The 4,169-nt window shown below is 74.8% G+C and carries 3 protein-coding genes; 1 reads left to right on the forward strand and 2 read right to left on the reverse strand.

Annotation, left to right across the window (positions count from 1 at the left end; genetic code table 11):
• Positions 1-320 precede the first annotated feature (320 nt).
• The gene (locus CCN33_RS29420; protein ID WP_208621956.1) at positions 321-1,868 is read left to right on the forward strand and encodes an LCP family protein; all 1,548 of its coding nucleotides are present in this window, start codon (positions 321-323) and stop codon (positions 1,866-1,868) included.
• A gap of 41 nt (positions 1,869-1,909) precedes the next feature.
• Here the strand turns inward: CCN33_RS29420 and CCN33_RS29425 are convergent, their stop codons facing one another.
• Complete coding sequence (locus tag CCN33_RS29425) at positions 1,910-2,962, reverse strand: hypothetical protein (RefSeq protein WP_086696389.1); 1,053 nt, start codon at positions 2,960-2,962, stop codon at positions 1,910-1,912.
• 78 nt (positions 2,963-3,040) lie between these two features.
• Positions 3,041-4,168, reverse strand: coding sequence for a PP2C family protein-serine/threonine phosphatase (locus CCN33_RS29430; RefSeq protein ID WP_086696390.1), 1,128 nt, complete (start codon positions 4,166-4,168; stop codon positions 3,041-3,043).
• Between the last annotated feature and the right edge of the window lies 1 nt (position 4,169).

Raw genomic sequence — 4,169 nt, forward strand, 5'->3', positions numbered from 1 at the left:
GCGCGGCGGGCGCCGCTCCCGAGCCCGTCGCCCGGCACGCCCAGCCCTGACAACTCCAACGCCTTGTCGCGCAAGGGGGTTTCTCGCCCAACCCCGAGTAAAACCCACCCCAAGCCGCCCGGCGAATCCTCCCGAACCCCACCGAAAGACCGGTTGTACGGGAGTGGAATATCTCACCGTCAACAGTTGACAGCGGACCCCGCGATTAGGGTGAGCCACGATCCGGCCGGGCCCTTCACGAAGTGCGAACCGCCTCGCCGCTGAACGGGGTTTCTTTTCGGTGGCCGGGGTCGGGGGGCCAGGGCGGAAGGGCACGGGGGATGACGGGTAGCAGCCTGCGCACGGAGGACACCGGGGCACCGGACACCACCGGCGAGACCGTGCCGCCGCCGGGAAAGCGGGCCAAACGCGTCCTGCGCTGGGCCGCCCTCGCGCTCGCCCTGCTCCTGCTCGGCACCGCCGCCGCCGGCTACCTGTACTACCGGCACCTCAACGGCAACCTCGCCAAGGCCCCGCTCAACCTCGGCGACAGCCCCAATCCCTCGGCCACCCCGGACGCGGCGGGCCGTACCCCGCTGAACATCCTGCTGATCGGCTCGGACAGCCGGAACACCGCCGACGACCTCGAACTCGGCGGCTCCAAGGGCGACGTGGGCCGCCCCCCGCTGGCGGACGTGCAGATGCTGCTGCACGTCTCGGCGGACCGGAACGACATGTCGGTGATCAGCCTGCCCCGCGACACCATGGTCCCGATCCCCCGCTGCACCGACCCCGTCACCAAGAAGGTGTATCCGGAGCTGAGCCTGGCGATGGCCAACGAGTCGCTGGGCCGGGGCGGCCCCGGCTGCACGGTCGCCACCTGGATGCGGCTCACCGGCATCCCCGTGGACCACTTCATGATGGTCGACTTCTCCGGTGTGGTCGCCATGGCCGACGCCATCGGCGGCGTCCCGGTCTGCGTGGAGCAGAACGTCTACTCGCACACCGCGAGCGGCCACGGCTCCGGCCTCAGGCTCAGCGCGGGCACCCACCCGGTCAAGGGCAAGCAGGCCCTCCAGTGGCTCCGCACCCGCTACGGCTTCGAGGACGGCACCGACGTCGGCCGCACCCACGCCCAGCACATGTACATGAACTCCATGGTCCGCCAGCTCCGCGCCGACGCCACCCTCGGCAACCCCGCCGAGATGCGGCGCCTCGCGGAGGCCGCGACCAGCGCGCTCACGGTCGACGAGGGCCTCGGCACGGTGAAGAAGCTGTACGACCTCTCGATGGAGCTGCAGAAGGTGCCCACCGAGCGGATCACCATGACCACCCTGCCCACCACCCCGTGGTCGCAGGACCGCAACCGCCTGGTGCCCGCCGCCGACGACGCCGACAAGCTCGTCTCCATGGTCCGCGACGACGTCCCGCTGGACGGCCGCGGCACCAAGGACCCCGGACCGAAGGCCACCGACCCGGCCGCGCCCCCCGCCGAGATCACCGTCCGGGTCGAGAACGGCACCGGCGCGGGCCTGGAGTCCCCCGCACCCGACCGCGCCGGGGCGGTCGCCGGCATCCTCCGCGACCACGGCTTCACCCACACCCTCGACGAGAAGACCCCCGCCACCGAGCCCGGCACCTCCGTCCTCTACTCCGGCACCACGCTCAGGGGCGACGCCCTGGCGGTGGCCAAGGAGCTGAACATTCCCGCCGCCCGCGTCCGCGCGGTGGACGACGCCCGGGACATCACCCTCGTCGTCGGCGCCGACTGGCCCTCGGGGGACCGCTTCCCCGAACCCGCCAAGCGCGAGGTCCCCAAGTCGGCGGCCGTACTGAGCGGCGAGAGGACGGATGCCTGCATGAAGATCCAGGAGGGCTTCACCTGGTGATCACCGCCTGACGCCGTCAGCGGCATGAGCGCCGAGTGACCTCAGCTGTCCTGGACTTGCTCCAGCCTCTCCCGCACGGCGTCCAGGGCGCCCTCCCGGCGTCCCGGTACCCGGGCCCGCAACTCCGCGAGCTTGGGCCCCAGTTCGCGTACCCGGTCCGCGTCCTCGATGCGGCTCCACTGGTGGTGGGCGCGGTCCACCGCGGACTCCACGGCGGGGGCGTCGGGGGCGTGGCCGGAGGCGAGGCGGAAGCCGGCCACGCCCAGCCAGGCGCGGCAGCTGCGCACCGGGTCGCCCGCGAACATCGCCAGGTCGGCGCGGACCTCCGCCCAGTGCAGGGCGTCCTCGGAGGCGGGCCCGTGCCGCCGTACCGCCGCCTCCTGGTGGCGGGCGGCCAGCCGGTCGGCGTCGGCATGGCGCCCGGCCCGGACGGCGGCGCTCAGCGCGGCGTGCGGGTCGCCCTCGTCGTCGGGGGCGGCGAGCACCAGGTTGGACGGCAGCTCGGCCGCGATCCGGTCCAGCGCCCGCCGGTGCAGCTCCGCGACCGGCGGCCGGTGCCCGCCGCGCAGCAGCGCCGCCACAGCCCGCATGCACGTCGGCTCCGCGATCCGGCGCCGGCCCGGCGGGGGCGCGATCCGGCCGTGCACGACGGCCGTACGGCCCGAGTCCAGCGGGCGTTCCGCCAGATCGGCCCAGGTCTCGGCGTCCGCGTGCAGGTCCAGCAGCAGATGGGTGGTCCCGGCGGGGCGGAGCCGCAGTTCGTCCTTGAGCCAGTGCCAGGGCAGCGCGGTGTAGCGGGCGGTGGCCGGGGTGGTGCGGGCCAGCGCGAGGTGGGGGAGCCGCTGGCGGCGGTCCAGCAGCAGCTGCCCGGTGACGTACACCGTCAGCGGGCCGGACGCGGCGGCGGCCGCGCGCAGCCGGGTCAGCACGCCCTGCGGGTCGAGCGGGTCGGCGAGTTCGACCACGTGCGCGGTGTCGGTGCCCGCCAGCACGGAGGGCGCGACCGCGCCCAGTACGGGCAGCACGCCCGCCGCGTCCACCAGGCGGCCGCGGCCCAGCGGCGCGGCCGCGAGCAGCAGCACGGTTCCGGGCATGGCGCCTCCCCCTGTGTTCGGCCGGCCGGTTACGCCGGTCAGCCAGCACCGTAACCGCTGCACGCGGGCGGGCGCGGCTCAGCACCGTGAAGGTCGCCCGGTCGTGGACGCGGGGCCGGGGTCGGACTGCGGCTCGGGGAGCCTGCGCAGCGCGAAGACGGTGGTGTCGTCGTCGAGCCGGCCCCGGGTGTGCCGCAGCACGCCCTCACGGACCAGGCGGACCAGCCGCCGGGGCGCGGCCCGGCCGTGGTCGGCGGCCACCGCGCGGGCCACGTCGTCCAGCAGCGGGTAGAACTCGTCGGCGCGGTCGCGGGCCTCGGTCACCCCGTCCGTCACCATCAGCAGCGTCTCGTCCTCGTCCAGCCGCACCCGGCAGGCGGGCGGTCCCGGTCCGGCGCCGGGCTCCACGGCCCCCGTGAGGTCCCCGAAGCCGATCGGCAGCCGCTCCCCGCCGGGCAGCGGGCGCACTCCGCGCGGGCCCACGGCGAGCGGCGGCTCGTGCCCGAAGTTGATCACCTCGACGGCGTCCCGCGCGTCCTTGGGGAAGCCCAGCAGCAGCGCGGTGGCGAACCGGTCGCCGTCGTACCGGCCCAGCGCGGCGGTGTGCCCCCGGTGGCGGCACATCCGCACCTCCAGCCGGTCGGCCACGGTCACCAGGTCGGGCTCGTGGTACGCCACCTCGCGGAAGGTGCCCAGCAGGGCGGCGGCCGTCTCCACCGCGCCCAGGCCCTTGCCCTGCACGTCCCCGAGGAGTACCCGGGTGCCGTTCGGGCCGGGCTGGATGTCGTAGAAGTCACCGCCCACCCGCGCGTCCACGTCGGCGGCCAGGTACACGCCCGCGTGCTCCAGGCCGGCCCAGTTCGGCGGCAGCGGGCGCAGCACCGTACGGCGGGTGGTCTCGGCGATGTCCCGCATGTGCAGGCCCTGCCGCTCCCGGCGCGTCCGCACCACGGAGGCGACCACGGCGAGCACACCGCCGAACGCGAGCAGCACGAAGTCGGCGGTGCCCGCCCGGTACCGCTCGGGGAAGGCGGTGTCCACGGCGAGGTAGGCGGCCAGGGACAGCAGGGCGAACGTGGTGGTCGCGCCGACCCCGCAGATCGCGGCGGCGATGCTCGGCACCAGGATGATCCAGGAGACGACGCGGAACTTCTCCCCGGTCTCGAAGTCCACCGTCACGATGGCGGCCAGCAGCACCAGCGGCACC

It is taken from the genome of Streptomyces recifensis (genome assembly GCF_002154615.1).
In the GTDB taxonomy this organism is placed as follows: Bacteria; Actinomycetota; Actinomycetes; order Streptomycetales; family Streptomycetaceae; genus Streptomyces; species Streptomyces griseoluteus.

Excerpts from the sequence above, each read along its gene's own strand:
- CCN33_RS29425 (WP_086696389.1), bottom strand. The coding sequence starts at position 2,962 with ATGCCCGGAACCGTGCTGCTGCTCGCGGCCGCGCCGCTGGGCCGCGGC.
- CCN33_RS29420 (WP_208621956.1), top strand. The coding sequence starts at position 321 with ATGACGGGTAGCAGCCTGCGCACGGAGGACACCGGGGCACCGGACACC.